At 63.6% G+C, this 24,455-nt stretch carries 19 protein-coding genes; 7 read left to right on the top strand and 12 right to left on the bottom strand.

What is annotated here, in order from left to right:
* Nucleotides 1-9 precede the first annotated feature (9 nt).
* From CQW31_RS04390 to CQW31_RS04365, 4 genes are all read left to right on the top strand, one after another.
* A complete protein-coding gene (locus CQW31_RS04390) occupies nucleotides 10-1,686 on the top strand; it encodes an aryl-sulfate sulfotransferase (protein ID WP_099813865.1) in 1,677 nt (558 codons plus the stop codon).
* A gap of 520 nt (nucleotides 1,687-2,206) precedes the next feature.
* Nucleotides 2,207-3,649, top strand: a complete 1,443-nt coding sequence (gabD, locus tag CQW31_RS04375) for an NADP-dependent succinate-semialdehyde dehydrogenase (protein ID WP_054887247.1) — start codon at nucleotides 2,207-2,209, stop codon at nucleotides 3,647-3,649.
* A 180-nt stretch (nucleotides 3,650-3,829) separates the two neighbouring features.
* The gene (gabT, locus tag CQW31_RS04370; RefSeq protein ID WP_054887246.1) at nucleotides 3,830-5,107 is read left to right on the top strand and encodes a 4-aminobutyrate--2-oxoglutarate transaminase; all 1,278 of its coding nucleotides are present in this window, start codon (nucleotides 3,830-3,832) and stop codon (nucleotides 5,105-5,107) included.
* Between the two features lie 137 nt (nucleotides 5,108-5,244).
* Nucleotides 5,245-6,525, top strand: coding sequence for a response regulator (locus CQW31_RS04365; RefSeq protein WP_054887245.1), 1,281 nt, complete (start codon nucleotides 5,245-5,247; stop codon nucleotides 6,523-6,525).
* 27 nt (nucleotides 6,526-6,552) lie between these two features.
* Here CQW31_RS04365 and CQW31_RS04360 read toward each other — a convergent pair whose 3' ends face one another.
* Nucleotides 6,553-7,539: a sensor domain-containing diguanylate cyclase gene (locus CQW31_RS04360; RefSeq protein ID WP_054885941.1), complete on the bottom strand. Its 987-nt coding sequence runs from the start codon at nucleotides 7,537-7,539 to the stop codon at nucleotides 6,553-6,555.
* A 141-nt stretch (nucleotides 7,540-7,680) separates the two neighbouring features.
* A complete protein-coding gene (gene desA, locus CQW31_RS04355; RefSeq protein WP_099813864.1) occupies nucleotides 7,681-8,865 on the bottom strand; it encodes a delta-9 fatty acid desaturase DesA in 1,185 nt (394 codons plus the stop codon).
* 147 nt (nucleotides 8,866-9,012) lie between these two features.
* Here desA and dibA point away from each other — a divergent pair, with 147 nt between their 5' ends.
* Nucleotides 9,013-10,908, top strand: coding sequence for a phosphodiesterase DibA (gene dibA / locus CQW31_RS04350; protein ID WP_099813917.1), 1,896 nt, complete (start codon nucleotides 9,013-9,015; stop codon nucleotides 10,906-10,908).
* 93 nt (nucleotides 10,909-11,001) lie between these two features.
* Here the strand turns inward: dibA and CQW31_RS04345 are convergent, their stop codons facing one another.
* From CQW31_RS04345 to tcyJ, 9 genes are all read right to left on the bottom strand, one after another.
* Nucleotides 11,002-11,646: a methionine ABC transporter permease gene (locus CQW31_RS04345; protein WP_099813863.1), complete on the bottom strand. Its 645-nt coding sequence runs from the start codon at nucleotides 11,644-11,646 to the stop codon at nucleotides 11,002-11,004.
* Complete coding sequence (locus tag CQW31_RS04340; RefSeq protein WP_099813862.1) at nucleotides 11,636-12,745, bottom strand: methionine ABC transporter ATP-binding protein; 1,110 nt, start codon at nucleotides 12,743-12,745, stop codon at nucleotides 11,636-11,638. Before CQW31_RS04340 ends, CQW31_RS04345 begins: the two co-directional genes overlap by 11 nt.
* A 1-nt stretch (nucleotide 12,746) precedes the next feature.
* Nucleotides 12,747-13,547, bottom strand: a complete 801-nt coding sequence (locus CQW31_RS04335; protein WP_099813861.1) for a MetQ/NlpA family ABC transporter substrate-binding protein — start codon at nucleotides 13,545-13,547, stop codon at nucleotides 12,747-12,749.
* A complete protein-coding gene (locus CQW31_RS04330) occupies nucleotides 13,540-14,931 on the bottom strand; it encodes an LLM class flavin-dependent oxidoreductase (protein ID WP_099813860.1) in 1,392 nt (463 codons plus the stop codon). The genes CQW31_RS04335 and CQW31_RS04330 overlap by 8 nt, the downstream gene beginning before the upstream one ends.
* The gene (locus tag CQW31_RS04325; protein ID WP_099813859.1) at nucleotides 14,931-16,112 is read right to left on the bottom strand and encodes an SfnB family sulfur acquisition oxidoreductase; all 1,182 of its coding nucleotides are present in this window, start codon (nucleotides 16,110-16,112) and stop codon (nucleotides 14,931-14,933) included. The genes CQW31_RS04330 and CQW31_RS04325 overlap by 1 nt, the downstream gene beginning before the upstream one ends.
* Before the next feature lie 142 nt (nucleotides 16,113-16,254).
* Nucleotides 16,255-17,496 (bottom strand): SfnB family sulfur acquisition oxidoreductase, encoded by a 1,242-nt coding sequence (locus tag CQW31_RS04320; protein ID WP_099813858.1) that lies wholly within the window; start codon nucleotides 17,494-17,496, stop codon nucleotides 16,255-16,257.
* Nucleotides 17,497-17,748: 252 nt separating this feature from the next.
* Nucleotides 17,749-18,510, bottom strand: coding sequence for an L-cystine ABC transporter ATP-binding protein TcyN (gene tcyN, locus CQW31_RS04315; RefSeq protein WP_054885932.1), 762 nt, complete (start codon nucleotides 18,508-18,510; stop codon nucleotides 17,749-17,751).
* Nucleotide 18,511: 1 nt separating this feature from the next.
* Complete coding sequence (gene tcyL / locus CQW31_RS04310; RefSeq protein ID WP_099813857.1) at nucleotides 18,512-19,180, bottom strand: cystine ABC transporter permease; 669 nt, start codon at nucleotides 19,178-19,180, stop codon at nucleotides 18,512-18,514.
* Entirely contained in the window at nucleotides 19,177-19,971 is a 795-nt protein-coding gene (tcyJ, locus tag CQW31_RS04305; RefSeq protein WP_099813856.1) for a cystine ABC transporter substrate-binding protein, read from the bottom strand. The genes tcyL and tcyJ overlap by 4 nt, the downstream gene beginning before the upstream one ends.
* A 273-nt stretch (nucleotides 19,972-20,244) precedes the next feature.
* Here tcyJ and epsC point away from each other — a divergent pair, with 273 nt between their 5' ends.
* Nucleotides 20,245-21,177 (top strand): serine O-acetyltransferase EpsC, encoded by a 933-nt coding sequence (gene epsC, locus CQW31_RS04300; RefSeq protein ID WP_054885929.1) that lies wholly within the window; start codon nucleotides 20,245-20,247, stop codon nucleotides 21,175-21,177.
* Between the two features lie 331 nt (nucleotides 21,178-21,508).
* The gene (gene betT / locus CQW31_RS04295) at nucleotides 21,509-23,470 is read left to right on the top strand and encodes a choline transporter BetT (protein WP_178075555.1); all 1,962 of its coding nucleotides are present in this window, start codon (nucleotides 21,509-21,511) and stop codon (nucleotides 23,468-23,470) included.
* Nucleotides 23,471-23,588: 118 nt separating this feature from the next.
* Here the strand turns inward: betT and tauD are convergent, their stop codons facing one another.
* On the bottom strand, nucleotides 23,589-24,422 hold the full coding sequence (tauD, locus tag CQW31_RS04290; protein ID WP_099813854.1) for a taurine dioxygenase: 834 nt from the start codon (nucleotides 24,420-24,422) through the stop codon (nucleotides 23,589-23,591).
* Nucleotides 24,423-24,455 lie beyond the last annotated feature (33 nt).

Here is a 24,455-nt window from a genome sequence, read left to right as displayed (position 1 = left end):
AGCTTTGCCATGAACGCCAAGACTGAAACCCCAGTACTGCCCGAAGGCGCCTGCCTTACTGCCAAGGTCCCCGAGCGCACCGAGGCGCTGCTCGGCGATGTGGTGGTCAACCCGTACCGCCTGGCGCCGCTGACCGCGATCATCCGCGACGGTGGGCGCAGCCTGAGCGCCGCCCATGTGCGGGTGCGCGGCAAGGGCGAGCGCGGTGTGGACATTGCCTACGAGGTGTCCGAGCGCTCGCTGTGGACCTATGGCGGTATCCCGGTATTCGGCCTGTACCCGGACTACGTCAACCAGGTGGAAGTGACCTACAAGCTCGACGGCGAGCGCATCCGCGAGCAGTACCAGATCTATGCTCCGGCCGTGCGCCTGCCAGTGGTGGCGAAGCAGACCGCCGCGCTGCCGGAGGTCGAACCGGTCAAGGTGGCGCCAGGCTTCGAGCAGCGCCTGTACCTGTTCAACCACCTGCAAGGTGACATTCCCGGTGGCCGTGCCTTCAAGTGGAACGGCCTGGGCGGCGCCGCGGAATGGGACCAGGTCGGCAACAACTGGATCTCCGACAGCAACGGTGACGTGCGTTGGTACCTGGACATCGAGCAGATCCACGACTCCAACCGCCGCGACGGCCTGGGCGGGACCATGGGCTTCCAGCAGACCCGCGACGGCAAGCTGATCTGGGGGCAGGGCCAGACCTATTCCAAGTTCGACCTGCTGGGCCGGCGTATCTGGCAGCGCAACCTGCCGGACAAGTTCGCCGACTTCTCCCACGAGATCCGCGAAACCGCCAACGGCACCTACCTGCTGCGCGTCGGCACCAGTGATTATCGGCGCCCGGACGGCAAGCGGGTGCGTTCGATACGAGACCACATCATCGAGGTCAACGAAGCCGGCGACGTGCAGGACTTCTGGGACCTGAACCAGATTCTCGACCCCTACCGCGGCGACTTGCTGGAAACCTTGGGCAAGGCGGCGATCCAGCTGCCAGAAGGTGTACAGAAGCAGGACGACCGCCTGGCCAACGAACTGGCCGAAGGCGACTTGCCGTTCGGTGATACCCCAGGCGTGGGCACCGGGCGCAACTGGGCCCATGTCAATGCCATCGACTACGACGCCGATGACGACAGCATTATCGTTTCAGCTCGCCATCAAGGGGTGGTGAAGATCGGTCGGGGCAAGCAGGTGAAGTGGATTCTCGCTTCACCGCAAGGCTGGCCGCAGCATTTGCGTGAGAAAGTGCTGACACCGGTCGCAAGCGAAGGCTTCGACTGGTCCTGGACCCAGCACACTGCCTGGCTGACCGGCAAAGGCACGCTGACCGTGTTCGACAACGGCTGGGGGCGCGACTTTGCACCGACCAGGCTCAGCGGCAACTACAGCCGGGCGGTGGAATACAAGATCGACGAAGCCAAGGGCACCGTCGAGCAAGTCTGGGAGTACGGCAAGGAACGTGGCGACGAATGGTACAGCCCGGTGACCTCGGTGGTGGCCTACCGGCCAGAGACCGATACCCAGTTCATCTATTCGGCTTCGGTCAACTTCCTCACGCCCGAGAAGCTGACCACCACGGTGCTCAATGAAGTGCGTCGAGGGACCCAGGAGGTATTGGTGGAACTCAAGGTGCACAGCCGCCAGCCGGGTTCCGTTGGCTACCGGGCCCTGGTGATCGACCTGGCCAAGGCGTTCTGACTTTGGTTGGCCTGACGTAGATTTTGTATGGGTGCATAGATCGAGCGCCGCCCGCGCGGCGCATCGCGGGCAAGCCCGCTCCCACATCTGTTTCGGGCCAGTCTCTCCTGTGCCGCCAACAGGATCCGCCTTGGTGCATGACTGGAGACAGGTGGGGCGGCATCAGCGCCCACCGAGATGCATTGCCATGCCAACAAGGCGGTCCCTGTTGGCTTCACAGGAGAGACTGGCCCGAAACAGATGTGGGAGCGGGCTTGCCCGCGATGCGCCGCGCGGGCGGCGCTCGATCTCCCAGGCGCCAAAGATGTCACGGCGAACCCTCCACCTTTCACATTTCCCTCCGCTCGATCGTCTACCCTGTAGCGACCATTTCCGGATAGGGTGTTCAACCATTCGTTCTTTTTTTCGAACAGCCTATTGTCCAACACCCCAGCAGCCGCTTAGCATTCGTTTGAGATTTCAAACGCTCGATGCCCTGCCTTGGGCGCTTTTCAAACAATCAACAATTCGGGAAGCCGACATGCAGCTCAAAGACGCTCAGTTGTTCCGCCAGCAAGCCTTCATCAACGGTGAGTGGCTGGATGCGGACAGCGGCCAGACCATCAATGTGACCAACCCGGCCACTGGTGAAGTCATCGGTACCGTGCCGAAGATGGGCACCGCGGAAACCCGCCGCGCCATCGAAGCCGCCGACAAGGCCCTGCCGGCCTGGCGTGCACTGACCGCCAAGGAGCGTTCGGCCAAGCTGCGTCGCTGGTTCGAACTGATGATCGAGAACCAGGACGACCTGGCTCGCCTGATGACCACCGAGCAAGGCAAGCCACTGGCCGAAGCCAAGGGCGAAATCGCCTACGCTGCCTCGTTCATCGAGTGGTTCGCCGAAGAAGCCAAGCGTGTCTACGGCGACACCATCCCGGGCCACCAGCCAGACAAGCGCCTGATCGTCATCAAGCAGCCGATCGGCGTTACCGCGGCCATCACCCCGTGGAACTTCCCGGCCGCCATGATCACCCGTAAAGCCGGCCCGGCCCTGGCCGCTGGCTGCACCATGGTGCTCAAGCCTGCTTCGCAGACCCCTTACTCCGCCCTGGCCCTGGTCGAGCTGGCCAACCGTGCCGGCATCCCGGCTGGCGTGCTGAGCGTCGTTACCGGCAGCGCTGGCGAAGTCGGCGGCGAGCTGACCGGCAACTCCCTGGTACGCAAGCTGTCCTTCACCGGCTCGACCGAAATCGGCCGCCAGCTGATGGAAGAGTGCGCCAAGGACATCAAGAAGGTTTCCCTGGAGCTGGGCGGCAACGCTCCGTTCATCGTGTTCGATGACGCCGACCTGGACAAGGCGGTCGAGGGCGCGATCATCTCCAAGTACCGCAACAACGGCCAGACCTGCGTCTGCGCCAACCGTATCTACGTGCAGGATGGCGTCTACGACGCGTTCGCCCAGAAGCTGGCCGCTGCTGTCGCCAAGCTGAAGATCGGTAACGGCCTGGAAGAAGGCACCACCACTGGCCCGCTGATCGACGGCAAGGCTGTCGCCAAGGTCCAGGAACACATCGAAGACGCCGTAGGCAAAGGCGCCAAGGTGCTGTCCGGTGGCAAGCTGATCGAAGGCAACTTCTTCGAGCCGACCATCCTGGTCGACGTGCCGAACACCGCTGCTGTCGCCAAGGAAGAGACCTTCGGCCCACTGGCGCCGCTGTTCCGCTTCAAAGACGAAGCCGAAGTGATCGCCATGTCCAACGACACCGAGTTCGGCCTGGCCTCGTACTTCTACGCCCGTGACATGAGCCGTGTGTTCCGTGTCGCCGAGGCCCTGGAATACGGCATGGTCGGCATCAACACCGGCCTGATCTCCAACGAAGTGGCGCCATTCGGCGGCATCAAGGCTTCGGGCCTGGGCCGCGAAGGTTCCAAATACGGTATCGAGGACTACCTCGAAATCAAATACCTGTGCATCAGCGTCTGATCGCCAGGTAAAAGGTTTTACCTCTGCCAGCGGGGCGCGAGAGCGACGTCTCGCTGGCCTTTTTGACATCGCAGTACCTGGTGGACAGGGCGTTTACGGCAGTCGATCAACGAATACTGTTCGCGAACACACCCGGCCACCCCCGAATAAAAGCGCCGCTGTCGGCGCAATGAGGGCTTTATGAGCAAGACCAACGAATCCTTGATGCAACGTCGTGTAGCCGCCGTCCCACGTGGCGTCGGCCAGATCCACCCGATCTTCGTGGAATCCGCGAAGAACTCGACGGTGATCGACGTTGAAGGCCGCGAACTGATCGACTTCGCCGGCGGCATCGCAGTACTCAACACCGGCCACCTGCACCCGAAAGTGGTTGCAGCTGTGCAAGAGCAGCTGACCAAGGTCAGCCACACCTGCTTCCAGGTGCTGGCCTACGAGCCTTACGTCGAGCTGTGCGAAAAGATCAACAAGCTGGTGCCAGGCGACTTCGACAAGAAGACCCTGCTGGTTTCCACTGGCTCCGAAGCCGTTGAAAACGCCGTCAAGATCGCCCGTGCAGCCACTGGCCGCGCTGGCGTGATCGCCTTCACCGGCGGCTACCACGGCCGTACCATGATGACCCTGGGCCTGACCGGCAAGGTCGTGCCGTACTCCGCTGGCATGGGCCTGATGCCAGGCGGCATCTTCCGCGCCCTGTTCCCGAGCGAACTGCACGGTGTCAGCGTTGACGACGCCATCGCTTCGGTCGAGCGCATCTTCAAGAACGATGCCGAGCCACGCGACATCGCCGCGATCATCCTCGAGCCAGTCCAGGGCGAAGGCGGCTTCCTGCCAGCGCCGAAAGAGCTGATGAAGCGCCTGCGCGAGCTGTGCGACAAGCACGGCATCCTGCTGATCGCCGACGAAGTGCAGACCGGCGCTGGTCGTACCGGCACCTTCTTCGCCATGGAGCAGATGGGCGTTGCGCCTGACCTGACCACCTTCGCCAAGTCCATCGCTGGCGGCTTCCCGCTGGCCGGTGTGTGCGGCAAGGCCGAAATCATGGACGCCATCGCTCCGGGCGGCCTGGGCGGCACCTACGCCGGTTCGCCGATCGCCTGCGCCGCGGCCCTGGCCGTTATCCAGGTGTTCGAGGAAGAGAAGCTGCTGGACCGTAGCAAGGCTGTTGGTGAGCACCTGACCACTGGCCTGCGCAAGATCCAGGAAAAGCATCCGATCATCGGCGACGTCCGTGGTCTGGGCTCGATGATCGCTGTGGAAGTCTTCGAAAAAGGCACCCACACCCCGAACGCTGCTGCCGTTGCCCAGGTTGTGGCCAAGGCACGCGACAAGGGTCTGATCCTGCTGTCTTGCGGCACCTACGGCAACGTCCTGCGTATCCTGGTTCCGCTGACCGCCGAAGACGCACTGCTGGACAAAGGCCTGGCCATCATCGAAGAGTGCTTCGCTGAACTCGCCTGATGTGACGCGCTTCATGAAAAAACCCGCCTAGGCGGGTTTTTTTTGTGCCCAGAAAAGCCGGGTGAGGCTATGGTGGTGAAAGGATTTGCCTTGGAAGCTGCGAAGGACTGTGTGTCAGGGATAACCAGGAGTTGGCCATGAGTGCTGCAGACCCCACCCCACCTTGCGTATTGATCGCCGAAGGCGACCCTTGGGTACGCGAAATGCTGAGCGAAATGCTGCTCAGCGTGCGTTGCGACGCCCGCTTGCAAGTCTGCGCCGACGGTTCGCAAGCGCTGACTGCGCTGGCCAGCAAACCTGACCTGATCATCGCAGCCCGTGAGCTGGCAGGCTGCGATGGCCTCGACCTGCTGCGCAACGTGCGCGCCAAAGGCCCCGAGCTGCCTTTCATTCTCATGAGCAACCGCAGCGATAGCGCCAGTGTGCGCGAAGCGCTACCGCTGCACCCCACGGCGTACCTGAGCAAACCGCTGAACCTGGACAAGCTGCGCAAAAGCCTGGAAGAGTTGCTGCTGGCCGTGGGCGAGCGGATCACCTGCCCGGTGCCGCCGTTGCAGCCTGGCGCCAACCTGCCGGCTTACCTCGAACAACGCCGCGCCACTGCCGATGGCGGGCCGTTGTTCGCCGATGTGCAGGTGGCGATCAAGCGCGCACTCAACCCGCAGGGCCTGAACCTCAAGGTGCTCGAAGAGGAAGTGCGCGACGACCCGCAGATCACGGCGGTGCTCATCGCCGCCGCCAACAGTGCCAGCCTGCACCGTGACGCACCGGTGCAGACGCTGATGCAGGCGCTGAACAAGCTCGGCAGCACCCAGAGCATGAACCTCATTCTCGGCCTTGCCCTCAAGCGCAGTGCGCGGCTGAGCGACCCGCTGCTGACGCAACATGCCACGCATTACTGGAACCTGTCGCTGCACACGGCCGAATACGCCCGCACGCTGGCGCGCATGCTCGAACTGGATCAGGAGCGCTGCTACTGTGCCGGCCTGTTGCATTGCCTGGGCGACCTGGCGGTGCTTCGTTGCCTGCAGGAGTGGCGCCTGGCCGGGGGCGAGCTGGACGAAGACCGGGTGCAGCTGTCGCTCAATGAGTTCGGCGCAGCGTTCGGCTCGGCGCTGCGTACCCGCTGGCGCTTGCCGCTGAGCCTGCGTGAGCTGATCGCGGCAATCTATCAGCTGGGTGGCGGGGTGTATTCGCGGGAGATCCTCGCCTTGAACCTGGCCGGGCAACTGGCGCGCCTGCCGGCGGATCAGGGGCTGGAGAAGATCGCCAGCAGCAAGACGGCGCGTTTGCTGAAGATTGGGCTGCCGGAGCTGAGCCGGTTGCGCAAGGTGGAGAATCCTGAGGTAAAGCCGCAGGAGGAGATTAAGGTGAGTGTTGAGGAATCACCTGCTCCTGAAGAACAATCGCCTACTTGAGAAATCGGGGCCGCTTCGCAGCCCCAGTCAGCCGCGAACTATCTGATTCTTACCCTGCCGCTTGGCCCGGTACATCGCCGCGTCGGCGCGGGCGAACAAGCTGTCCAGCGACTCGTCTTCATCCGTCAGCCCGGTCAGCCCCTGGCTCACCGTAACGTTGTACACCTCATCGCCATGGCTGAAGCCCTGGCGCTGAATTTCCCGCTGCAACCGCTCGGCAATCTGCTCGGCGACTTGGGCATTGCAGCCCGGGAACACCGCCGCGAACTCCTCACCGCCGATGCGCCCGAACAGGTCACCGCGACGTAGCACGGCCTTGCCGCTGTCGGCGATGCGCTGCAGCACCTGGTCACCTTCCTGGTGCCCGTAGCTGTCGTTGATACGCTTGAAGTCGTCGATGTCCAGCAGCAGGAAGGCCAGAGGCGTGCCGTCCTCTCGGGCACTGTCGAAGGCCTGCCGGGCACACTCGAAGAAGTGCCGGCGGTTGCTGCTCTGGGTCAGGACGTCGGTGGTGGCCAGGCGCTGCAGTTCGCCTTCGAGCTGCTTCTTTTCGGTGATGTCTTCGGCGATGCCGACGATGATCACCCGCTCGCCTTCGCTCTGCTGATTGATGTAGCACTTGTCGCTGAGCCAGCGCACCTGGCCGCTGGCGTTGAGGATGCGGTACTCGCGGTCCTCCACGGCTCCTTTGAGCAGCACCTGGGCCAGGCTGCGTTCGGCGAACTCCAGGTCGTCGGGGTAGATGCTGTCGCGCCATTCGTTGTAGTCGGCCAGCACCAGGCTGGCCGGGCGCCCGAAGATGCGCTCGTAGGCCGGGCTGACGTAGAGCACCTGGCGGGTTTCCCAGTCGAAGGCCCAGAGTACGGCGTTGACGCTGTCGAGCAGCGAGCTGTAGAGCTGTTCGCGCTCACTCAGGCGGGCGACTTCGCCCTGGGCATGGAACAGGGCCAGCAAGGTTTGTGCAGCTTCGGGAGGCGGTGTACCTGAAAATGACGAAGGAGGGTTCTTGGCCATGAGCACGGAGCAGTTCTCATTGATGAGGCGTGCGGCCACTAACCGGCCCGCCACGCGGGCGATGTGCCGGGTTTGAGTGGATTTTCAGCGGGGAAGTTCCAGCAGGCACGCCCCGTTGCAGGGCGTGCCGATCAGCGGCTATCAGGCGCCGGTGGGCCGCAGGGAATAGGTTTTCAGCTGCGCCGCGAAGTCGTGCAGGGCATGGATGCCGCTGGCCTCGGCCTCGTGTACCCAGTCCTTCATGGCCGCGAGCATATCGTGGCCGTTGGCACTGGTGCGGGCCCAGATCTGTTGCAGGGCCAGACGTTTCTCGTAGATGGTTTTCAATGCCTGGCTGTGGGCAAGCATGCGCTCGATGCGCACCTGGTGGCGGTCTTCCAGCAGGCTGGTTTCACGCGAGAGCAGGCGCTTGGCACGGCGGAAGCGGTGGCGCACCGAGGCATCGACCTTGGCCAGCTCCTGCTTGACCAGCGGGCCGATCACCACTTTGCGGTACTGGGCCATGATCTGGAAACGGTTGTTGAGGATGGCCATGGCTGTGTCCATGTCCAGGCTGGCCTTGCCCTCGACGCGGTGGGCGATGGGTGCGACACGCTGCACCTTGGCCAGGCGCAGCAGGCAGAACAGGCGGATCCACGCCCAGCCCATGTCGAACTCCCAGCGCTTGACCGAGAGCTTGGCCGAGTTGGGGTAGGTGTGGTGGTTGTTGTGCAGCTCTTCGCCACCGATGACGATGCCCCACGGCACCAGGTTGGTGGCGGCGTCGCGGCATTCGAAATTGCGGTAGCCGACCGCGTGGCCCAGGCCGTTGACCACGCCGGCGGCCCAGAACGGAATCCACATCATCTGTACTGCCCAGATGGTGATGCCGATGGTGCCGAACAACAGCAGGTCGATGGCCGCCATCAGCACGATGCCGCCGAGCTTGTAGCGAGAGTAGAGGTTACGCTCGATCCAGTCTTCCGGGCAGTTCTTGCCATAGATGCGCAGGGTTTCGGGGTTGCGTGCCTCTTCGCGGTACAGTTCGGCGCCTTTGCGCAAAACTGTGCCCAGGCCCTTGTACACCGGGCTGTGCGGGTCGTCCGGGGTTTCGCACTTGGCGTGGTGCTTGCGGTGCACGGCCGTCCATTCGCGGGTGTTCTGCGCCGTGCTCAGCCACAGCCAGAAACGGAAGAAGTGCTTGAGCGCGCCATTGAGCTCCAGGGCACGGTGGGCGGAATAGCGGTGCAGGTAGATGGTGACGCTGACGATGGTCACATGGGTCATCAGCAAGGTGACGCCAACCAGTTGCCAGGCCGACAAGTCGAGCAGACCGTTGTACCACATAGGTGTAGAAGCTCTCGGGAATGCAGGGAGAAGGGGGTGATTATCCCTTGGCAGGGAAATAAAACCAGTCACCCTTTCAGATAGGAAGTCACGGCATGTTTCAGCCTTTATAATGCCCCATCATTTTTCATGGGCTTTCCCCCCGACATGTCTGTTTCCGTTCGCGACGCCTTGCGCATGGCCGCGCTGTATGTGGTGCTCTCGTTCCTCTGGCTGGTGCTGGCCGAGGTGGTCCTGCGCAGTATGTCTGACGACCCGTTGGCGTTGACCGTGGGCCGACAGATCAACGTAGTGGTGTGGGTGCTGGTCAGTGCCTTGCTGATCTTCGTGTCCCGCGCCCGTCTGCTCAATTTCATCGGTATCGGCGCGCGCCTGCGCAGCGAGGACCGCGAGCGCCTGCGCATGGCTGCGGCGGTGTTCGACAGCACCTTGGAGGGCGTGCTGGTCACTGACCGCCAAGGCCTGATCGTGCATGTCAACCGCGCCTTCATGCGCATCACCGGCTACCAACAGGAAGAAGTGCTGGGCCATCGCCCCAGCAAGTTCAAGTCGGGCCGCCACGGCGTGCCGTTCTATCAGCAGATCTATGCCGCCCTGGCCGAAAAGGGTGAGTGGAGTGGCGAGATCTGGAACCGTCGTAAAAGCGGTGAGATCTATCCGCAGTGGCAGACGATTTGCGCCATCCGTGACGACAGTGGCGAGCTGAGCCATTACGTGGCGGTGTTCAGCGACATCAGCGCGATCAAGCATTCCGAACAGGAACTGGCCTACCTGGCCCACCATGACCCGCTCACCGGGTTGCCCAACCGCCTGCTGTTCAACGACCGCGCCGAGCAGGCGCTGGCTTCGGCGCAGGCCAACAAGCGCGGCTGTGCCTTGCTGCTGCTCGACCTGGATCACTTTCAGAGCATCAACGACGGCCTTGGCCATACCATTGGCGACCAGTTGTTGAAGCTGGTAGGCGAGCGTCTGCGTGAGGCCGTTGGCAGCAACGTGACCCTGGCGCGCCTGGGCGGTGACGAGTTCGCTGTGCTGGCCGAGAACTGCCAGCAGGTTGGCCAGGCTGGCAAGCTGGCACAGGGCATCATCGAACGCATGCGTGAGCCCTTCGAATTCGATGATCACCGGCTGTTCATCAGTGCCAGCGTGGGCATCAGCCTGTTCCCCACCGACGCCCTGAACGCCGCGCAATTGTTGCGCAATGCCGATTCGGCGCTGTTCAAGGCCAAGGGTAATGGCCGCGCATGCTATGCGCTGTACACCGAAGAACTGACCGCTCACGCCCAGCACCGGGTGGAAACCGCGAGCGAGTTGCGCCGGGCGCTGGCCAATGATGAGCTGCGGGTGTTCTACCAACCGGTGCATGACCTGTTTACGGCGCAGATGGTCGGTGTCGAGGCATTGGTCCGTTGGCGGCACCCGCAGCGTGGGTTGGTTCCGCCGAGCGATTTCATCCCCATTGCCGAACGCACCGGCCTGATTGCCGAGATCGATGCCTGGGTATTGCGCGAGGCCTGCCGGCAGATGGTGCGGTGGCAGGAGGATGGGCGGACGTTGGCGTTCGTTGCCGTCAATATCTCCAGCCGCTTGTTCGGCCAGCGTGAGTTGTACCGGCAGGTGGCCGATGTACTGCATGAAACTGGGCTGGACCCGGCGCTGCTGGAGCTGGAAGTGACCGAGAGTGCGGTCATGGAAGACCCGGAAGTGGCGCTGGAGCAGTTGCACCGCCTGCGTGAGCTGGGGTTGAACCTGGCCATCGATGACTTCGGCACGGGGTATTCATCGCTGCTGCGGCTCAAGCGCCTGCCGGTGCAGAAGCTGAAGATCGACCAAGGCTTCGTGGCCGGCTTGCCACTGGATGACGACGACATCGCCATCGTCCGGGTGATTGTCGCACTGGCGCGGAGCATGGGCATGCAGGTGCATGCCGAGGGGATCGAGCAGGCGGAGCAGGCGCGGTTCCTGCTGGAGCAGCAGTGCCAGCTGGGGCAGGGGTACTGGTTCGGGCGGCCGGTGCCGGCTGCGGATCTGCGCTGGGGCTGATGGCCTCTTCGCGGGCTCGCCCGCTCCCACAGGTATCGCACCGCTCCTCAGAGCAGTGATAATCCTGTGGGAGCGGGCGTGCCCGCGAAGAATTCAACGCTTGTTCAAGCCTTTGGCCAACCGGTCCCCACCCAGCTGGATCAGCGCCACCAAGGCCACCAGCATGGCAATCACGGTCAGCATGATCTGGCTGTCGAAGCGCTGATAGCCATACCGATAGGCAATATCCCCCAGCCCACCCGCACCAATCGCCCCGGCCATGGCTGACGAGTTGATCAGCGTCACCAGGGTAATGGTGAACCCACCGACGATCCCCGGCAGCGCCTCGGGCAGCAGTACGTGCCAGACGATGTGCCAACGCCGGCAGCCCATGGCCTGCGCTGCCTCCACCAGGCCATGGTCGACTTCGCGCAGGCTGACCTCGGCAATCCGTGCGAAGAACGGCGTCGCGGCAATGGTCAGTGGCACCACGGCAGCCCACACGCCATAGGTAGTACCTACCACCAGCCGGGTGAAGGGAATCAGCGCGACCATCAGGATCAGGAACGGGATCGAGCGGAACAGATTGACGAAGGCGCCCAGCACTCGATTGAGCAGCGGTGCCTCGAAGATACCGCCCTTGTCGCTGGTGACCAGCAGCACCGCCATCGGCACCCCCACCAGCAGTGCGACCAGCGAGGACACGCCGACCATCAGCAACGTGTCGAGCAAGCCTTCAAGCAAGCGATCAAGCCACATGGCCCAGTACCTCCACGTCTTCGGCCCAGCGGCGGGCGCGTGCGAGCAATTGATGGGTGTCATGCGGCGAGCCCTGAATCGACAGGATCAGCTGCCCGAGCGCATGCTCGCCGATGGTCTGCACACCGCCCTGGAGCAGGCGCACGCGTCCGCCCAGTTCGCTGAACAGGTCGGACAATGCCGGCTCGCCCAGCAGAGTGAGCTTGAGCACCACCGCGCTGTCATGGCCCGCAGGGCTGGCGCGCAGCTTTGCCTGCAAAGCCACCGGCAGCTTTGTCTGCAACGGGGCGAGCAGGGTCCGGGTGACTTCATGGTGGGGGTTGCCGAACACGCGCCAGACTTCGCCCTGTTCGACCATAGCGCCACGTTCCAGCACCACCACGCGGTGGCAGATGTCGCGGATCACTGCCATTTCGTGGGTGATCAGCACCACGGTCAGGCCCAGGCGCTGGTTGATGTCGCGCAGCAGTTCGAGGATCGACGCCGTGGTCTCCGGGTCCAGCGCCGAGGTGGCTTCGTCGCACAACAGGATCTCGGGGTCATGCACCAGCGCCCGGGCGATGCCGACGCGCTGCTTCTGCCCGCCAGAGAGCTGCGCCGGATAGACGTGATGCTTGTCCTGCAAGCCAACCATCTCCAGCAGTTCGCGGACCTTGTGCTGGCGCTCGGCCTTGGCCACGCCCGCCACCTTCAGTGGCAGCTCGACGTTCTGCCACACGGTCTTGGCCGACATCAGGTTGAAGTGCTGGAAGATCATGCCGATGCGCCGGCGCAGCGCCACCAGGCGCTCTTCGTCGAACAGCGCAATGTCTACCTGATCGATCAGGACGCGGCCCTGGCTCGGCTGTTCGAGGCGGTTGATGGTGCGCAGCAGCGATGACTTGCCCGCGCCACTGCGGCCGATGATGCCGAAGATCTCACCACGGCGGATGTTCAGGTCGATCCCCTGCAGTGCCGGTTGTTGCTGGCCAGGGTAGGTCTTGCCAAGGCCGACGAAGCGGACGTGGGCTTCGTTGACCTCCGGGCGCAGGGCCTGCTCCCTGGCCGTTGGCGGCGATGGTTGTGCGGTGGGCGCCCTGAGCGCGTTGGCCTGGCTCATGTCAGCCTTCCCAACCGGCCTGGTACAGGTTGCCATGGGCCTTGTTCAACGCTGCACGCACGGCAGGCGAGTGTTGGTAGATGTCGACGAACCTTGCCAGGCGCGGGTCGTCCTTGCTTTGCGGGCGGATGACGAACTGGATCACGTATTCCTTGTTTTCCAGGCCATCGAACAGCAGCGCCGAGGTGGCATCGAAGCTGTTGGCCAGGCGGATGTAGGCCGGGTAGCCCTGCACAAGGTCGGCGTCGTCATAGGCGCGCACCAGTTGCACGGCTTCGACCTGCAGGATCTTGAGCTTCTTCGGGTTGGCGACGATGTCGTCTTCGGTGGCTTTGTAGCCGACACCCGGCTTGAGGGTGATCAAGCCGGCCTTGGCCAGCAGCTGCAGGCCACGGCCGCTGTTGATCGGGTCATTGGCGATGGCCACGCTGGCGCCTTCGGGCAGTTCGGCGAAGCTCTTGTACTTCTTCGAGTACAGGCCGACGTTGTTGATGATCCCCGGAGCGTAGGGCACCAGGTTGAAACCGGCTGCAGCCTTGGCGTTCTCGAGGAAGGGGATGTGCTGGAAGTAGTTCACGTCGATGTCGCCGCTGTTGAGGCTGACATTCGGTGCGATCCAGTCGCTGAACTCGATCAGCTTCACTTCCAGGCCTTGCTTGTGGGCTTCTTCCACCGCCGCTTCCAAGGGGATGGCAAAGGCCGCAGTGGTGCCGATCTTCAGGGGCTCGGCGGCGAACGCGCTGGTGAGCAGGCCGAGGGTGATGGCGATGGCCGCGACGGGCCGGAACAGTTTCTCAAGCATGGTGCAGGGCTCCAGTCGGGGCAGGGGTTGGGCTGTTGCGGTAAGTGGAACCAGGGTGGTCGGCGGGCAGGTGCGGGTGGTCGCTGGCGAACAGCTTCTGGCGCAGGGTGCCGTCGGCGTAGGCGGTCTTGTAGCGGCCACGTTGCTGCAGTTGCGGGACTACCAGGTCGATGAAGTCCTCATAGCTTTCCGGGGTGACGGTACGGGTCAGGTTGAAGCCGTCCAGGCCGGTTTCGTCGATCCAGGCGATCAGCTGTTCGGCTACCTGATCGGGCGCGCCGACCAGGGTGACATAGCGCCCGCCGAGGGCGTGCTGCTCCAGCAGGCGGCGGCGGGTCCAGGCGTTTTCCTGCAATTGGCGGGTGGCCGACTGGATGGCGTTGCCCTTGCTGGCGCCGATCGGCTCGTCCAGCCCGTAGGCGGCAAAGTCGATGCCGGTCGAGGCGGCGAAGTGCGCCACGCCGGCTTCGGCGCTGGCATGCTGCAGGTACTCGGCATATTTGGCCTGGGCCTGCTGCTCGGTGGGCGCGACGATCACCGTGATGCCCATGAACACCTTCACCGCCTGTGGATCGCGGCCGGCCGCCTGGGCGGCCGCGCGTACCTTGTCGACCTGGGCGCGGGTAGCGGCCTTGTCCTGGCCGCTGATGAACACGCATTCGGCATGGTTGCCGGCAAAGGCCAGGCCGCGCGGCGAGCTGCCCGCCTGGAACAGTACCGGCGTGCGCTGTGGCGAGGGTTCGCACAGGTGGTAGCCCTCGACCTTGTAGAACTCGCCCCGGTGGTGCACCTTGCGCACCTTGCCCGGCTCGGCGTACACCCGGCGCTCACGGTCGTTGACCACGGCGTCATCGGCCCAGCTGCCTTCCAGCAGCTTGTACAGCACCTGCAGGTATTCATCGGCCTGGTCGTAACGCCGGTCATGCTCGGGCTGTTGCTCCAGGCCCATGGCGCGGGCGGCGCTGTCGAGGTAACCGGTGACAATGTTCCAGCCGACCCGGCCATTGCTCAGGTGGTCGAGGGTGGAGAGACGTCGGGCGAACAGGTACGGGGCCTCGTAGGTAAGGTTGGCAGTGAGGCCGAACCCGAGGTGGCGCGTGACGGCAGCCATCGCCGACACCAGCAGCAGCGGGTCGTTGACCGGCAGTTGGATCGACTCTTTCAGGGTCACGTCCACGGATTTGCCGTAGATGTCGTAGGTGCCGACGATGTCGGCGATGAACAGCCCGTCGAACAGCCCACGCTCCAGCAGGCGCGCCAGGTTGGTCCAGTATTCCAGGGTCTTGTACTGGGTCGAGGTGTCCCTTGGGTGGGTCCACAGGCCGTGGTTGATGTGCCCGATGCAGTTCATATTGAAGGCATTGAGCAGGATCTGCTTGGGCATCAGATAGTCCCCCGGCGTGGAGGGTTTGCGTTGTTCAGGTAGTAGTTGCCGATGGCGTGGTACTTCCAGCGCACCGGGTCGTGCAGGGTGTGCACGCGGGCGTTGCGCCAGTGGCGGTCGAGGTTGTGTTCGGCCAGGGTGGCCTGGCTGCCGGCCAGTTCGAACAGCGTAGTGCCGGCGGCAAGGGACACTTCCGTACTGATGGCCCGTGCTTCGGCAACGGCGATGGAGGCAGCGGCTACGGTGTCGGCATTGCTGTCGGCCTGGGCGCGGTCGAGGATCTCGCCGGCGCGTTCGAGCAAGGCTTCAGCGGCATGCAGGCGGATCACCAGCTGGCCGAAGCTTTTCAGCGTCAGTGGGTCGTCGCTGGCCTTGTCCAGACCGGAGTCGACCCATGGCCGGCTGCGCGTGCGCACGAAGTGCAGGGCATCATCCAGGGCGGCGCGGGCGATACCGGTGTCGATGGCCGCGTGGAGAATCTGTGCCAGAGGGCCAACCGGCGTCGGGCGTTCGAAGGCACTCTGGAACGGCACCACGTCGTTGGCATCGACCCAGACGTTGTCGAAGGTCACCGAGCCGCTGCCGGTAGTGCGCTGGCCGAAGCCGCTCCAGTCGTCGATCACTTGCAGGCCCTGACTGTCGGCGGGGACGAAGGCCAGTTGCTGGCGGCCTTGGTCGTCGATCACCGAGGTCGGGATCCGTTGAGCATAGAGCGCCCCGGTGGCGTAGAACTTGCGGCCGTTTATGCGGTAACCGGCGCCGTCGTGGGTCAGGCGAGTGGTGCGGTCATGGGCGGTTTTCGTACCCAGTTCGGCCAGGGCATTACCGAAACGGCGGCCGGTCAGTACTTCGGCGTACAGGCGCTGCTGCTGCTCGGGGCTGCCATTGACCCGCAGCACTTCGAGGGCATAGAAGTGGTTCTGCGGAATCTGGCCAAGGGAGGCATCAGCCTGGGCGATGCGGGCGATGACCTGGGCCAGGGTGACATTGGACACGCCTGCGCCGCCGAAGGCTTTGGGGACGCTGATGGCCCACAGGCCGGAGCGGGTGAACAGCTCCAGTTCGGCGTGGGGCAGGCGGCGTTCGCGGTCGCGCAGGGCGCTGTCGCGTTTGAGTTGCTGGGCGATATGTTCGGCGGCGGCCAGGGCTTGGCTGTCGCTGGTAATAAGCGATGTTGTCATGGTGTTCTCCGGGGGCCGCAGTGCGGCCCTTCGCGGGCATGCCCGCTCCCACAGGTACAGTGTTGATCTCAGGTTCTATGCAGTTCTTGTGGGAGCGGGCGTGCCCGCGAAGGGCTGCGCAGCGGCCCCAATGGCCACAAATTCAGATCCAGGAATGCCGGGCGGGCAGGGTGCCGTTGAGGTGATAAGCGCCGACTGCGTGGTACTTCCAGCGCACCGGGTCGTGCAGGGTGTGCACCCGTGCATTGCGCCAGTGCCGGTCGAGGTTGAACTCGGCCAGGGTGGCGCGGCTGCCGGCCAGTTCGAACAGCTTCTCGCTGGCCTGCAGCGAGATTTCTGTGGTCAGTACCTTGGCCTCGGCCACGGCAATCGATGCCCGCGCTGCGGCAGCAGCATCGATCGGCCCGGCATTGACCTCGTCGAGCACCCGTGCGGCCTTGCGCAGCAGCGCCTCGGCGGCATGCAGTTCAAGTTTCAGGCGGCCGATGTCGGCGATTACATAGGGGTCGTCGCTGGCACGCTCGACCTTGGCCTCGATCCATGGCCGGGATTTTTCGCGGACGAAGGTGATGGCGTCGTCGATGGCTGCCTCGGCGATGCCGGCATCGATGGCGGCCTGAATCAGCTGCGAGGCCGCGCCCTGGATATTGGGGATATCGCGCTGGCGCCAGTTGTCGATGACCAGTTCGGCATCGACCGGGACCTGATCGAGCAGCACGGTACCGCTGGCGGTGGTGCGCTGGCCGAAGCCGGACCAGTCGTCGACGATGCGCAGCCCCGGGCTGCCACGGCGGACAAAGGCCAGGCGCTGGCGGCCTTCGTCGTCCAGTGCCTTGACCGCCACCCAGTGGGCGAACAGCGCGCCGGTGGAGTAGAACTTCTCACCACTGATGCGATAGCCGTCACCGCTGCGGGTGATCCTCGCCTTGAGCGTCAGGGTGTCCTTGGTGCCGCGCTCGGGGCCGGCGTTGCCGATGCGCCAGCCGTCCAGAACGCTGCGGAAGATCAGCGCCTGCTGGGCCTCGGTAGCGGTCAGGCGTAGCAGTTGCAGCATGCCGAACTGGTTCTGCGGGATCTGCCCGAGGGCCGGGTCGGCGGCGCTGATCAGGCGGAACACTTCTGCCACCGTCTCGAACGAGACGTCGGGGCCGCCATAGGCCTTGGGCACGCTGATGCTGCCCAGGCCGCTACGGGTGAACTGTTCGATTTCTGCCCAGGGCAGCTTGCGTTGCTGGTCGCGGCGGGCGGCCTGCTCGCGGGCGCTCTCGGCCAGCTCACGGGCGGCTTGCAGGGCTTCGGCGTCGTTACGCAGTACCTTGGCCGGCAGCAGCAGGGGCGAGCTGTCGAGATCACTGTGGAATGGGGTATTTGGCTGGGTGGTCATCAGAACCGAACCTCACAAAGTGGATGCGTCGCTTCAGCTGATGGCGACAGACTTTTGCTGGTCCGGTGGTCCGGTTCATATACCCTAATGGCTTATTAATGGTTTATGAACTAACTCTTTGGAATATACATAGAAGAGTGGATTTGCTGTGGATGTGCCGGCCTCTTCGCGGGCTCGCCCGCTCCCACAGGGAGCTGCGTACACCGATCAATGTGGGAGCGGGCGTGCCCGCGAAGAATACAACCGAGGTTTTCAGTCGTGCGCAGCAGTAGTCCCGAGGAACTTGCGCAGGAATTGCCGGGTACGCTCTTCCTTGGGATTGGCAAACAGCGCCTTGGCCTCACCTTGTTCCACGATCACGCCCTTGTCGAAGAAGATCACCCGGTTCGCCACATCCCGGGCAAAGCTCATCTCGTGGGTGACGATGATCATTGTGCGCTTCTCCTCGGCCAGGCCGCGGATGGTCGCCAGCACCTCGCCGACCAGTTCCGGGTCGAGGGCCGAGGTGGGCTCGTCGAACAGGATCACTTCAGGCTCCATGGCCAGCGCGCGAGCAATTGCCACGCGCTGCTGCTGGCCACCGGAAAGGCGCCTTGGATAGGCGTCTTCCTTGCCCGCCAGGCCGACCTTGGCCAGCAGCCGTCGACCCAGGTCGATGGCCTGTTGGCGAGGGGTCTTCTTGACGATCACCGGGCCTTCGATGACGTTCTCCAGCGCGGTACGGTGGGGGAACAGGTTGAAGTTCTGGAAGACGAAGCCAGCTTGCTGGCGCAGGCGGCGGATCGCACTCTGCTGGCCGCCGAGTGGGCGGTTGGCATCGATGCTGATGTCACCGATCTGAATCTGCCCGGCATCCGGGGTTTCCAGCAGGTTGAGGCAACGCAGGAAGGTGGTCTTGCCCGAGCCGCTGGGGCCGATGATGGCCACTACTTCACCGGGTTGCACGGTCAGGTCGATACCGTTGAGCACGGTCTGGCCCTTGAACTGCTTGGTCAGGCCTTTGGCGACGATCATCTCATTGCTCCTGGTCGTGCTGGTTGGCCCGCGCTTCCATGCGGTTCTGGAAGTGCGCGAGGATGCTGCAGAGGACCCAGTAGATCACTGCAACGGCCAGGTACATGGTGAATACTTCGAAGGTGCGCGCGGTAATCAGCTGGGCCTGGCGGAACAGCTCGGGCACCTGGATGGTCGCGGCCAGCGCGGTGTCCTTGACCAGCGAGATGAAGCTGTTGCCCAGTGGTGGCAGCGCGGTGCGCAGTGCCTGAGGCAGGATCGCCCGGCGCATGGCCTGGGTGCGGGTCATGCCGATGCTGGCCGCAGCTTCCCACTGGCCACGGTCGATCGAGGAGATCGCCGCCCGCAGGATTTCGCAGATGTAAGCCGCCATGTTCAGTGACAAGCCGATCAGCGAGGCCGGGATCGGGTCGAGCTCGATGCCGATCTGTGGCATGCCGAAGTAGATCACGAACAGCTGCACCAGCAGCGGCGTGCCACGGAAGAACGACACGTAGATGCGTGCCAGCCAGTTCAGCGGCAATATCTTCGACAGCCGCATCAGCGCAAGGGCAAAGCCCAGCACCAGGCCGAAGAACATGCCGCCCACACTGAGCAGCACCGTGTAACCCGCGCCCTTCAGCAGGAAGGGCGTGGAGTCGGCGACGAGTTGCAGGCTTTCAGCGATCATTTGGTGACATCGGCACCGAAGTATTTCTCGGACAGCTTGGCCAGCGTGCCGTCGGCCTTGAGTTTTTCGATGGCCTTGTTGATCGCCTCCAGCAGCTCAGGCTCGCCCTTGCGCAGCGCTACGCCGCTTTCCAGACGCGAGAAGGCGTCGCCAGCCAGTTCGGTGTCCTTGGCCTTCTGGGCGTACTCCAGCGCTGCCAGGCGGTCGATGAGGATGGCGTCGATGCGGCCGTTGCGCAGGTCGGCGAATTTGCTCGGGTCGTCTTCATAGGTGCGCACGTCTGCCTTTGGCACGTCCTGCTTCACCCATTGCTCGTAGTTGGTACCCAGGCCGACACCGACTTTCTTGCCGGCCAGGTCCTGCGCGCTCTTGATGTTCAGCTGCTCGGCCTTCTTCTTCAGCACCAGCGCCTGGATGCCGGAGATGGTGTAGGGCTCGGAGAAGTCGTATTTCTTCTTGCGCTCCTCGGAAATGGTCACCTGGTTGACCACCACGTCCAGGCGCTTGGATTCCAGCGCGGCGAGGATGCCGTCCCACTTGGTCGGCTGGATCTTGGCCTTGACCCCCAGCTCCTTGGCCAGCAGCTCGGACAGCTCGACCTCGAAGCCGGTCAGCTTGCCGTTTTCATCCTGGAAGCTGAACGGTGGATAGGTACCTTCGAGACCGACGTTGATCACGCCCTTGTCCTTGATGGTCTTCAATTGCTCGCCGGCGAAGGCATGGCTGAGCAGGCCGGCGCCCAGCAGGATGGCCAGGCTGGCGTTGAGAAGCGGTTTGGCAAATTTAGACATGGCATGGCCCCGCGCTTGTTGTGGAAGTAGTGGGTGGCGACTATAGAGTTGGCTTTATAGGTCAGGAAATAATAAAAACTTATTTTGTTATATCGATTTTGAGCCGTTCCGGGTTTTGGCTGCTTTGAGGGTAGGCCAGGATGCTGGCAACGTCATCGCGGCTTATGCCTGACTTAGCGCAGGATGGAATAAAGCGTTGTTTTTTCCAAGAGGCGGATTGCCGTAGAGTGGATTGCATAACGACAGATTGGCCACCCTGGGCAGGAGAACACCGTGAGCGAACAACCATCATCTGGGCAATGGCAACTGCACAGCATCGTCAGTGGCTTGCGCGGCGCCCGCGAACAATGGCGCAGCCGCAACGGCCGCAGCAGCGGCGAGCAGGGCGGGCGCGAGCTGCCGTCGCGCGAGGCCATGCGGCAGATTCTGGAACAGCTGTGCGGGGCGCTGTTCCCGATGCGCCTGGGCCCGGTCGACCTGCGCGAAGAGAGCGAGGATTTCTATGTTGGCCATACCCTCGACGCGGCGCTGACCGCGTTGCTGGCCCAGGCGCGGCTGGAACTGCGTTACGCCGCCCGCCAGAGCAAGACGGAACTGGAGGGCGTCGATGCCCGGGCCCTGCGCCTGATCCAGGATTTCGCGGCGGCCTTGCCGGGGCTGCGCGTGCTGCTCGATACCGATGTGCTGGCGGCTTATCACGGCGACCCGGCCGCGCGTAGTGTGGACGAGGTACTGCTGTGCTATCCGGGGATCCTGGCGATCATCCATCACCGTCTGGCCCACCACCTTTACCAGGCCGGTTTGCCGCTGCTGGCGCGGATCAGTTCGGAACTGGCGCATTCGGCCACCGGCATCGACATTCACCCCGGTGCGCAGATCGGCCAGAGCTTCTTCATCGACCACGGTACCGGTGTGGTGATTGGCGAGACCGCGATCATTGGTGAGCGGGTGCGCATCTATCAGGCGGTAACCCTGGGTGCCAAGCGTTTCCCCAGCGATGAATCGGGGACGCTGCACAAGGGGCTGGCTCGCCATCCGATCGTCGAGGACGATGTGGTGATCTATGCCGGGGCGACGATCCTGGGGCGCATCACCATCGGCAAGGGCTCGACCATTGGCGGCAACGTCTGGCTGACGCGCAGCGTGCCGGCCGAAAGCAACATTACCCAGGCTAACTTGCAGCTGGATTGCCAGGACAAGAACTGATCCGGGAAATTCATGGCTGTGCCGGCCCTTTCGCGGCTGAAGCCGCTCCCACAGAGATCGCGTAACGCTTAGTGTGGTGCGGTCCCTGTGGGAGCGGCTTCAGCCGCGAAAGGGCCATGACAGGAGGGCACCAATCGGCGCCCCGGTTCGCATTGAAATCCGATCCATGTTTAACTTGAACGCTTGTTCAATGAAAAAACGCTGGTCCGCTGCCGGTGTTCAACAGGAGGATTCCTTTGCTGAACCCGTTCATTCCGAACCTCACGTCGATCGACGAGGTGCCTGTCTCATGAGTGCACCGTCCCCATCCCTTGCCTCTGGCAAGATCCGCATGAACCCGCCGGTGTTCTACTTCGCGGCAACATTCATTCTCCTCTTCGGGCTGGTGGTCATCGCCTTCCCGCAGGCGGCCGGCGAGTGGTTGCTGGCGGCGCAGAACTGGGCGGCCAACACGGTCGGCTGGTACTACATGCTGGCCATGACCCTGTACCTGGTGTTCGTGGTGGTCACCGCCTTGTCTGGCTACGGCAAGATCAAGCTCGGTGCCGACCATGACGAACCCGAGTTCAGTTACCTGTCCTGGGCCGGCATGCTGTTCGCCGCCGGCATCAGCATCACGCTGTTCTTCTTCTGCGTATCCGAACCGCTGACCCACATGCTCACCCCGCCCCAGGGCGAAGGCGGCACGGCCGAGGCCGGGCGTCAGGCGATGGAAATCCTGTTCCTGCACTGGGGCCTGCATGGCTGGGGCGTGTTCGCCTTCGTCGGCATGGCGCTGGCCTACTTCGCCTACCGGCACAACCTGCCACTGGCGTTGCGTTCGGCCCTGTATCCGTTGATCGGCAAGCGCATCAACGGCCCGATCGGCTATGCCGTGGATGGGTTTGGCATCATCGCCACGGTATTCGGCCTGGGCGCCGACATGGGGTTTGGTGTGCTGCACCTGAACGCCGGCCTCGACTACCTGTTCGGCATCAGCCATAGCCAATGGGTGCAGGTGATCCTCATCGCGCTGATGATGGGCGCGGCAGTCGCGGTCGCCGTGGCGGGGGTGGAAAAGGGCGTGCGGGTGATGAGCGACATCAACCTGTTCCTGGCCTGCGCGCTGCTGCTGTTCGTGCTGTTCGCCGGGCCTACCCAGCACCTGTTCAATACCCTGATCCAGAACCTGGGCGATTACCTCGGCGCCTTGCCGCGCAAGAGCTTCGATGTGTATGCCTACGGTGAGCAACGTGACTGGCTGGGTGGCTGGACGGTGTTCTACTGGGCCTGGTGGATTGCCTGGGCACCGTTCGTGGGCTTGTTCATTGCGCGCATCTCGCGTGGCCGCACCATCCGTGAATTCGTCTTCGGCGTGTTGCTGATTCCGCTGGGCTTCACCCTGGCGTGGATGTCGATCTTCGGCAACAGCGCGCTGGACCAAGTGATCAACCATGGCATGACCGCGCTCGGCCAGTCGGCATTGGACAACCCGTCGATGAGCCTGTACCTGCTCCTGGAAACCTACCCGTGGAGCAAGGTAGTCATCGCCGTGACGGTGTTCATCAGTTTCGTGTTCTTCGTCACCTCGGCTGATTCCGGCACGGTGGTGCTGTCGACCCTGTCGGCCAAGGGCGGCGGTGCTGACGAAGACGGGCCGAACTGGCTGCGTATCTTCTGGGGCGCGATGACGGCGCTGATCACCAGCGGCCTGCTGTTCGCCGGCAGCATCGATTCGCTGAAGTCGGCAGTGGTGCTGACCTCGCTGCCGTTCTCGCTGATCCTGCTGTGCATGATGTGGGGGCTGCACAAGGCCTTCTACCTGGAGGGCCAGCGGCAGATCGCACAGATGCATTCGCTGGCACCCTTCGCCCAGTCACGCCGTGGCCGCGGTGGCTGGCGCCAACGCCTGAGCCAGGCCGTGCACTTCCCGTCGCGCGACGAGGTGTATCGCTTCATGGACGACGTGGTGCGTCCGGCGATTGCCGATGTGCGTGAGGTGTTCGAGCAGAAGGGCCTGGTGCTGGTGACCCAGGACGACCCGAGCCATGACAACGTCAGCCTGAAGGTAGGCCATGGCGAGGAGCAGCCGTTCATCTACCAGGTGCAGATGCGTGGCTACTTCACACCGTCGTTCGCGCTGGGTGGGCTGGGCACGCAGGAGTTGAAGAACCGCCGTTACTACCGGGCCGAAGTGCACCTGAGCGAAGGTAGCCAGAACTACGACCTGGTTGGCTACAGCAAGGAGCAGATCATCAACGACATCCTCGACCAGTACGAACGGCACATGCAGTTCCTGCATCTGGTTCGTTGATACCTGTACCGGCCTCTTCGCGGGCTTGCCCGCTCCCACAGGTTCAGCACAGTTTCTGAGATCTGTGCCGGACCTGTGGGAGCGGGCAAGCCCGCGAAGAGGCCGGTACAGGCAACAACTAGAAGGGTGCATCTCCAAGGATGGTCGCCCGATGCATCACCCGCCGGTTCGGCCGGTAATCATCAACCGCAAAATGCTGGGTCACGCGGTTGTCCCAGAACGCCACGTCATTTTCCTGCCAACGCCAGCGAATGCTGAACTCCGGCCGCGTGGCATGGGCGAACAGCAGCTTGAGCAGCGCCTCGCTTTCCAGCTCGCTCAGCTCATTGATGCGTGTGGTGAAGCCTTCATTGACGAACAATGCCTTGCGACCGCTTACCGGATGCGTGCGCACCACCGGGTGCGACAGCGGCGGGTTGTTGCGCCGGGTCGCCTCCCAGCGCGCCAGGTCGTCGGCCGTGGTGCCAAAGCGCTCCAGGGGGAACGACTTGGTGAAGTCATGGGTGGCGGTCAGGCCATCGAGCATTTCGCGCAGCGGCGCCGACAAGGCATCGAAGGCCGCGATACCGCTGGCCCACAAGGTGTCGCCGCCATAGGCCGGCAACTGCTTGGCGCTGAGCACCGCGCCCAGCGCCGGGGTCGGCAGGAAGGTCACGTCGGTGTGCCACACGGCGTTGTCACGCACGTCGGTGACGGCCGTGTCGAGGATCAGCACCTGCGGCGTCTCTGGCACATTGGGGTAGATCGGGTGGATATGCAGGTCGCCGAAGCGGGCGGCGAAACGCGCCTGTTGCTCCGGGTTGAGCGGCTGGTTGCGGAAGAACAGCACCTGATGCTGGAGCAGCGCCTGCTCGATGGCATCGCGTTGTTCGGCGCTGATGTCGCGGCTGATGTCCACGCCGCTGATCTGTGCGCCGAGCGCCGGGCTGAGGGGGGTAATGGTCAGGCTCATGTCGGTCTCTTCAATCGGGCGCCAGGGTGCTGG

Source organism: Pseudomonas sp. 382 (assembly GCF_002759075.1).
Classification (GTDB): Bacteria; Pseudomonadota; Gammaproteobacteria; order Pseudomonadales; family Pseudomonadaceae; genus Aquipseudomonas; species Aquipseudomonas vlassakiae.
Note: the sequence above shows the minus strand (reverse complement) of the source record. Positions and strands in the feature narration are given on the sequence as shown.

What these genes read in the sequence shown, in the direction of transcription:
- CQW31_RS04390 (WP_099813865.1), top strand. Translation starts at nt 10, where the DNA reads ATGAACGCCAAGACTGAAACCCCAGTACTGCCCGAAGGCGCCTGCCTT.
- gabD (WP_054887247.1), top strand. Translation starts at nt 2,207, where the DNA reads ATGCAGCTCAAAGACGCTCAGTTGTTCCGCCAGCAAGCCTTCATCAAC.
- gabT (WP_054887246.1), top strand. Translation starts at nt 3,830, where the DNA reads ATGAGCAAGACCAACGAATCCTTGATGCAACGTCGTGTAGCCGCCGTC.
- CQW31_RS04365 (WP_054887245.1), top strand. Translation starts at nt 5,245, where the DNA reads ATGAGTGCTGCAGACCCCACCCCACCTTGCGTATTGATCGCCGAAGGC.
- CQW31_RS04360 (WP_054885941.1), bottom strand. Translation starts at nt 7,539, where the DNA reads ATGGCCAAGAACCCTCCTTCGTCATTTTCAGGTACACCGCCTCCCGAA.
- desA (WP_099813864.1), bottom strand. Translation starts at nt 8,865, where the DNA reads ATGTGGTACAACGGTCTGCTCGACTTGTCGGCCTGGCAACTGGTTGGC.
- dibA (WP_099813917.1), top strand. Translation starts at nt 9,013, where the DNA reads ATGTCTGTTTCCGTTCGCGACGCCTTGCGCATGGCCGCGCTGTATGTG.
- CQW31_RS04345 (WP_099813863.1), bottom strand. Translation starts at nt 11,646, where the DNA reads ATGTGGCTTGATCGCTTGCTTGAAGGCTTGCTCGACACGTTGCTGATG.
- CQW31_RS04340 (WP_099813862.1), bottom strand. Translation starts at nt 12,745, where the DNA reads ATGAGCCAGGCCAACGCGCTCAGGGCGCCCACCGCACAACCATCGCCG.
- CQW31_RS04335 (WP_099813861.1), bottom strand. Translation starts at nt 13,547, where the DNA reads ATGCTTGAGAAACTGTTCCGGCCCGTCGCGGCCATCGCCATCACCCTC.
- CQW31_RS04330 (WP_099813860.1), bottom strand. Translation starts at nt 14,931, where the DNA reads ATGCCCAAGCAGATCCTGCTCAATGCCTTCAATATGAACTGCATCGGG.
- CQW31_RS04325 (WP_099813859.1), bottom strand. Translation starts at nt 16,112, where the DNA reads ATGACAACATCGCTTATTACCAGCGACAGCCAAGCCCTGGCCGCCGCC.
- CQW31_RS04320 (WP_099813858.1), bottom strand. Translation starts at nt 17,496, where the DNA reads ATGACCACCCAGCCAAATACCCCATTCCACAGTGATCTCGACAGCTCG.
- tcyN (WP_054885932.1), bottom strand. Translation starts at nt 18,510, where the DNA reads ATGATCGTCGCCAAAGGCCTGACCAAGCAGTTCAAGGGCCAGACCGTG.
- tcyL (WP_099813857.1), bottom strand. Translation starts at nt 19,180, where the DNA reads ATGATCGCTGAAAGCCTGCAACTCGTCGCCGACTCCACGCCCTTCCTG.
- tcyJ (WP_099813856.1), bottom strand. Translation starts at nt 19,971, where the DNA reads ATGTCTAAATTTGCCAAACCGCTTCTCAACGCCAGCCTGGCCATCCTG.
- betT (WP_178075555.1), top strand. Translation starts at nt 21,509, where the DNA reads ATGAACCCGCCGGTGTTCTACTTCGCGGCAACATTCATTCTCCTCTTC.
- tauD (WP_099813854.1), bottom strand. Translation starts at nt 24,422, where the DNA reads ATGAGCCTGACCATTACCCCCCTCAGCCCGGCGCTCGGCGCACAGATC.